Origin of the sequence: Mesorhizobium sp. M7A.F.Ca.CA.004.12.1.1 (genome assembly GCF_003997835.1) — a bacterium.
Lineage (GTDB): Bacteria > Pseudomonadota > Alphaproteobacteria > Rhizobiales > Rhizobiaceae > Mesorhizobium.
The window spans coordinates 1-5,081 of record NZ_RZRK01000457.1 but is presented as its reverse complement, the minus strand read 5'-3'; the positions used below and the strand labels follow the sequence as shown (position 1 = coordinate 5,081).

General features: G+C 62.8%; 6 protein-coding genes. 5 read left to right on the top strand and 1 reads right to left on the bottom strand.

Annotated features, from left to right (window positions below; all coding sequences use genetic code 11):
* From EN984_RS22355 to EN984_RS22335, 5 genes are all read left to right on the top strand, one after another.
* A partial coding sequence (locus EN984_RS22355) for an RNA polymerase sigma factor (protein WP_245480099.1) occupies positions 1-475 on the top strand: 475 nt, incomplete at its 5' end.
* Entirely contained in the window at positions 472-1,263 is a 792-nt protein-coding gene (locus tag EN984_RS22350; RefSeq protein WP_127271681.1) for an anti-sigma factor, read from the top strand. The genes EN984_RS22355 and EN984_RS22350, both read left to right, overlap by 4 nt.
* Positions 1,264-1,574: 311 nt before the next feature.
* Positions 1,575-2,678, top strand: a complete 1,104-nt coding sequence (locus tag EN984_RS22345; protein WP_127271679.1) for a peptidase C39 family protein — start codon at positions 1,575-1,577, stop codon at positions 2,676-2,678.
* Complete coding sequence (locus tag EN984_RS22340) at positions 2,678-4,141, top strand: RimK family protein (protein ID WP_127268534.1); 1,464 nt, start codon at positions 2,678-2,680, stop codon at positions 4,139-4,141. The genes EN984_RS22345 and EN984_RS22340 overlap by 1 nt, the downstream gene beginning before the upstream one ends.
* Before the next feature lie 30 nt (positions 4,142-4,171).
* Positions 4,172-4,432 (top strand): DUF3303 family protein, encoded by a 261-nt coding sequence (locus EN984_RS22335; RefSeq protein WP_236383112.1) that lies wholly within the window; start codon positions 4,172-4,174, stop codon positions 4,430-4,432.
* 18 nt (positions 4,433-4,450) lie between these two features.
* Here the strand turns inward: EN984_RS22335 and EN984_RS22330 are convergent.
* On the bottom strand, positions 4,451-5,081 hold a 631-nt coding region (locus tag EN984_RS22330; protein ID WP_127383951.1), incomplete at its 5' end, for a LysR substrate-binding domain-containing protein.

Below are 5,081 nucleotides of genomic sequence, written 5' to 3'. Positions count from 1 at the left end.
GCGCCGCTACGCACGCTCGCTTTTGCGCGACCGCGACGCTGCCGACGACCTTGTCCAGGATTGCCTCGAGCGGGCGCTTGTGCGGCTCGACAACTGGCAGACGGGAGAAAGCCCCCGGAGGTGGCTGTTTACGATCATGCATCATTTGTTCATCGACCAGATGCGCAAGGTGAACCGCCGCGGCGAGGCGGCGATGCTGCCGCTGGAGGCGGGCGAGGCCGTTGCCCAGCCGGCCGAGCAGGTGGAGAGCATTGCCTCGCGCGAGATCGTCGACGCATTGCAGGCGATCAGCCCCGACCGTCGCGCAGCCCTTGTCATGGTTGCCATCGAAGGTTTTTCCTATGCCGAAGCCGCCAACATTCTGGGCGTGCCTGCGGGCACGCTGATGTCGCGCATTGCGCGCGGGCGTGAGGAATTGCGCGGGTTGCTGGACGACACGGCGCGCCGCCGCGCGATAAGGATCGTCGAGAAATGATCCGCCGCGACTTTTCCGAACGTGACATCCATATGGCGCTCGATGGCGAGCTGCCCGGCGATGAGCGCGCGGCCTACGATGCCTGGCTCGACGCCAATCCCGAGATGAAGGCCAGGAGCGCCCGTTTCACCGCCGACCGGGCGGCGCTGCGTGCCGCCTTCGCCGACGTGCTGGACGAAGCCGTGCCTGGGCACTTGCGCAAGGTCGTGCTTGGCGAGGTGCCGGTCAAGGCAGCTGTGTCACGCTCACGCTGGTGGCTTGCCGCTGCTGCCGCCGTGCTTCTGGCCGTAGGCGGACTTGGTGGCTATTTTGCCGGCATCGATGGCATCGGCCAGGAGGACCCGGCCGAAGATCGGCTGGCCGAGCAGGCAATCGCGGCTCATGTCATCTATGCCGCCGAAAAGCGGCATGCCGTCGAGGTGCCGGCCAGCGACAAGGACCATCTGCAGACATGGCTGTCCAACCGGATAGGGCTGAATCTGGTGGCGCCGGACCTGACCGCCGACGGATTCCAGCTGGTCGGCGGCCGGCTGTTGCCGGCAGGCGAGAGCAAGGCCGCCATGCTGCTTTACGAGGACGGCAATGGGCAGCGTATATCGCTGTTTGTCACCACGGAATCGACGGAGAATGCCAAGGGCACCTACGCCGCCGCGCAAGATGGACCCGAGGCCGTCTACTGGCTGGACAAGGGCTATGGCTGCGCCGTGGTCGGCTCCTTGCCGCGCGAGCGGCTGGCCGAGGTTGCCAGGAGCGCCTACACGCAACTTGTGAACGGGCTGGCAAGCTGAACGGCATTGCTTTTGCCGGTGCCGTCGATCCGCGAATGCCGATCCGGCCGAAGGGCCCTTTCACACCCGTCGAGTCGGCGTCGGATTTGTCACAATTCGGCCCTAATCGAGGTGCGATAGCGCTTGATGAATGCCGTCGCATCGCCCCGAAAATCGGAAGCGGTTTTTGGAAACACGAGGCGAAGATTCAAGGTGGTGGAGCGGACTTTGTGCGCCCAGGTGGACGCCGGTTTTCCCAACGCCCTGGTCGGCGTCAAGGACGTGTTCGAGTAGGGCCATTTCCACCACCAATCGAGGTTTTCTGAAGCCGCATGCCTGCCGAGATCCGCACGGCCCGCGCGTCTGACGTCGATGATCTCGCCGCCATTGAGAAAGCTGTTTTCTCAAGCGACCGTATTTCCCGCCGCTCCTTTCGCCTGTTCATCGAGCGTGAAACCGCCGAGACGCTGGTCGCTGAAGTCGATGGCCGCCTGGCCGGCTACGCGATCGTGCTGTTTCGCAAGGGCAGCGGCGTGGCGCGCCTCTACTCGATTGCGACCAGTCCGTTTTTCGGCGGGCTGGGTGTCGGCCGCATGCTGCTCGGATCCGCCGAAGATGCCGCCTTCGAGCACGACCGCATGATGCTGCGTCTCGAAGTTCGCGAGGACAACAGCCGCGCGATCCGTATCTACGAACAGGCCGGGTATCGCAAGATCGGCCGCGAGCCCGGCTACTATGAGGATGGCGAAACGGCACTTCGCTACGAAAAGACCTTGCGTGGCGACATTCCGATCGCCACCAAGGTGCCGTTCTACCCGCAGACCTGCGAATTCACCTGCGGCCCGTGCTGCCTGATGATGGCGATGGCCAATTTCGATCGCGGCTTCGTGCCGGATCCGGTCATGGAAATCCGCCTGTGGCGTGAAGCGACGACCGTCTTCATGATGTCGGGTCCCGGTGGTTGCGAGCCATTCGGCCTCGCTGTCTCGGGCTACGAAAGCGGGCTCGCGGTGGAGATCTACGTTTCCTTCTATGGCGCGTTGTTCCTGCAATCGGTACGCAGTGAGGACAAGCGCAGAGTGATGGAACTGGCCCAGGTCGACTTTCGCCGACGCGCGGAACTTTACGGCATCCCGGTGAATTACCGTGCATTCACAATCGACGATATCCGCGCTGCGATCGCTGAGGGAAAGCTGGTGCTGGTGCTGATCAGCGGCTTCCTGATGTTTGGCAAGAAGGTGCCGCACTGGGTGCTGGCGATCGGCGATGACGGCGACCATATCCTGATCCACGACCCTTGGGTCGAAGACGAAAGGCAGGAGACCATCCTTGATGCAGCCAACATTCCCGTGCCTTACGGCATCTTCATGAACATGGCGCAGTTCGGTCGCGATGGATTGCGTGCCGCCATCACTCTGGGAAAGCGTGACAGATAATGACCTGGGTCATCCTTACCGGCAGGCAGAGCGATCTCGACCAGGTGGCGACACCGCACAAGATCATCACCAATCGCGACTATCTCGCGCACCCGTCACTGTTTCGCGGCCAGTGGCCGAAGGTCATCAACCTGTCGAACAATTACGGCTACCAGAGCCGCGGCTACTATGCGTCGCTGCTGGCAAGCTCGCGCGGCCACAAGGTGATCCCGACGGTCGAAACGATGATCGACCTGTCGGAGCGCAAGCTCTATGAACACGCGCTGCCGGAACTGGAGCTGGCGCTCAACAAATGCCGCAAGGATCTCGCCGGCGTTTTTCCGCAAAAGGTCTGCATCTTCTTCGGCATCGGCCCGTCGAAAATCTGGGACCGCTTCGCCAAACTTCTGTTCGACTGGTTCCGCGCGCCGGCGCTCGAAGTCCACATCAAGGACAGCGCCGAATGGGCCTCGATCCGCAAGATCGGTTTCCATCCGCTGGCGCGGATGACCGAGGATGAGGAAAAAAGCTTCATCCAGTGCCTGGAGACCTACACCAACCGCGAATGGCGCGACACCAAGGGCCGCACGCCGGCGCGCTACACCTTCGCCACGCTGGTCGACCCGCATGAGGAATTGCCGCCATCGGAGATATCGTCGCTGCGCTATTGGGCCAAGATCGCCGAGAAGATGGGTGTCGAAATCGAGCCGATCACCAAGCGGGACCTCGCCAAGCTCGCCAATTACGACGCGCTGTTCATTCGCGAGACCACCTCGATCTCCAACCACACCTATCGTTTCGCCCGCCGCGCCCAGCAGGAAGGCATGCCGGTTATCGACGATCCACTGTCGATGATCCGCTGCACCAACAAGGTCTATCTCAACGAGCTGATGGCCTACAACAAGGTGCCGGTGCCGCCGACGGTGATGATCGCCGGCACCTCGGATCTCGAACTGGCAGCGCAGACGCTGGGCTTTCCGCTGGTGCTGAAAATCCCGGATTCGTCGTTCTCGCGCGGCGTCAAGAAATGCGCCAATTTCGAGGAACTGAAGACGCTTGCTACCGAATGGCTGGAGGATTCCGACCTTCTGATCGCGCAAAAATTCATTCCGACCGAGTATGACTGGCGCGTTGGTGTGCTCGGCGGCCAGCCGCTGTTTGCCGTGCATTATCTGATGGCCAAGAAGCACTGGCAGATCGTCAACCACAAGGCCAACGGCAAGCCCGACCAGGGCGGCATCAAGACCTTCACGCTGAAGGAGACGCCGGCGCATGTCGTCGAGACGGCTGTAAAGGCGGCGCGCTGCATCGGCGACGGGCTCTACGGCGTCGACCTCAAGGAGACCAAGGACGGCGTCTTCGTCATCGAGGTCAACGACAATCCCAACCTCGACCATGGCTGGGAGGATTCCGGCGAGAAGGACGAGGTCTGGGTGCGGCTGACGCAGTGGTTCCTGGAGCGGCTGGACCGGCCGGGGCGGTAATTTGATCGGGGGTAGAACATGCAGTTTATCGTGATCGAGGATTTCACCGGCTGCGATCGCAAGGAGATCTATCGCCGCTTTCGCGACCGCGGCCGCCTGAAACCGGACGAGCTTCTCGTGCACCACAGCTGGATCGCGGCGGACATGAGCCGCTGCTTCCTGCTGGTGGAGACCGATGACGTCACGCTGCTGCAGCGTTGGGTCATCGAATGGGCGGATCTGGTGGAGTTCGAGATCATCCCTGTGGCGACAAACAAGGACATGGCTGAGGCCTTGAGCGGGCACCTCTGATCATCGCCGCACGCTACGTCAACGCAGTGCCGGCGAGTCCACTGCGCGTCGGCATTCGTCGATCAGCCACTGGCGAAACGCCGCCACGACGTCGCGCCTGGCGCTGCGCTCGGGGATCGTCAGGCAATAGGGCTGGCGCAGCTCCAGTGCCTGGGCGAGGGGCCTGACAAGCCGGCCGTCTTCCAGCGCCTCGGCACAGTAGATTCCTTGCGCCAGCGCCACGCCCAATCCCGAAATCGCAAGGTCGAGCGCTGCACGCGATGAGTTGGCCGAGAGGCCGCGCTGCGCTGCCCGGCCGGGCTCGATGCCGGCCGCCTCGAACCAGTTGTGCCAGGACGGAAAGGACGCACCAGTCGGTCCCCAGCCCGTGTGGATAAGCGGCAGACTGGCCAGGCCTTCGGGTTTGATCGTGTCCGCCAGCCCGGGCGCACACACGGGATAGACTGCGTCCTGGACGATGTCCTCGGTCGGGTGCTCGCGATAATGCGGCCCATAGGAGAGCCTGATGTCGATCAGTTCACGGTCGAACGGCACCGGGTCGTCGTCGCCTCTGAGCGATATGTCGACGGCGCCATGGCTTGAGGCAAAACCAGCGAGACGCTGCGAAAGCCAACCCATGGCCATGGATGGCGGCACCGACACCACAAGG

Bases quoted from the DNA above. Each gene is read 5' to 3' on its own strand.
- EN984_RS22350 (WP_127271681.1), top strand. From the start codon at position 472: ATGATCCGCCGCGACTTTTCCGAACGTGACATCCATATGGCGCTCGAT.
- EN984_RS22340 (WP_127268534.1), top strand. From the start codon at position 2,678: ATGACCTGGGTCATCCTTACCGGCAGGCAGAGCGATCTCGACCAGGTG.
- EN984_RS22345 (WP_127271679.1), top strand. From the start codon at position 1,575: ATGCCTGCCGAGATCCGCACGGCCCGCGCGTCTGACGTCGATGATCTC.